Genomic DNA, 704 nt, shown 5'->3' on the forward strand with positions numbered 1-704 from the left:
CCCGAACCCTGGCTCACCGCCGCGATGTTCTGGCTCACGGCATCCGTCGCCTGCGCCGTCCGCTGCACCGTCCGCGCGATCTCGCCGGTGGCCGTGCTCTGCTGCTCCACCGCCGCCGCGATCGCCATCGCGATCTGGCTCACCTCCTCGATCCGCCGACCGATGCCGCCGATCGCCGTCACCGCCTGCTGCGTCGCGGACTGGATCGCGGAGATCTGGCCCCCGATCTCCTCCGTCGCCTTCGCCGTCTGGCTCGCCAGGTTCTTCACCTCGCTCGCCACCACCGCGAAGCCCTTGCCCGCCTCACCCGCGCGCGCCGCCTCGATCGTCGCGTTCAGCGCCAGCAGGTTCGTCTGCCCCGCGATGTCCGTGATCAGCCGCACCACATCGCCGATCTTCTGCGCGCCCTGCGACAGCGCCTGCACCGTCTCATCCGTCGCGCGGGCGTCGGCCACCGCCTGGCCCGCCACGCCGGCCGCCTGTGCCACCTGCCGGCTGATCTCATGGATCGAGGCCGTCAGCTCCTCGGCGGCGGCCGCCACCACCTGCACGCCCTCGCTGGCCTGGCTGGCGGCGGTGACCACCGTGCCCGCCTGGTCATTCGTGCTGGCCGCCGTGTTGCTCATCGAACGCGCCGTCGCCTCCAGCTCCGTCGAGGCGGAGGACAGCATGCCCGTCAGCTCGCCGATCTGGCCCTCGAAGCC

At 72.4% G+C, this 704-nt stretch carries 1 protein-coding gene; it reads right to left on the reverse strand.

The genetic code is table 11. The annotated features are described in order from the left end of the window. The coding region (locus GT007_RS22090) for a methyl-accepting chemotaxis protein (protein WP_236571806.1) at nt 1-704 on the reverse strand (704 nt) is incomplete at both ends.

This window comes from Rhodovarius lipocyclicus, from assembly GCF_009900765.1.
Lineage (GTDB): Bacteria > Pseudomonadota > Alphaproteobacteria > Acetobacterales > Acetobacteraceae > Rhodovarius > Rhodovarius lipocyclicus.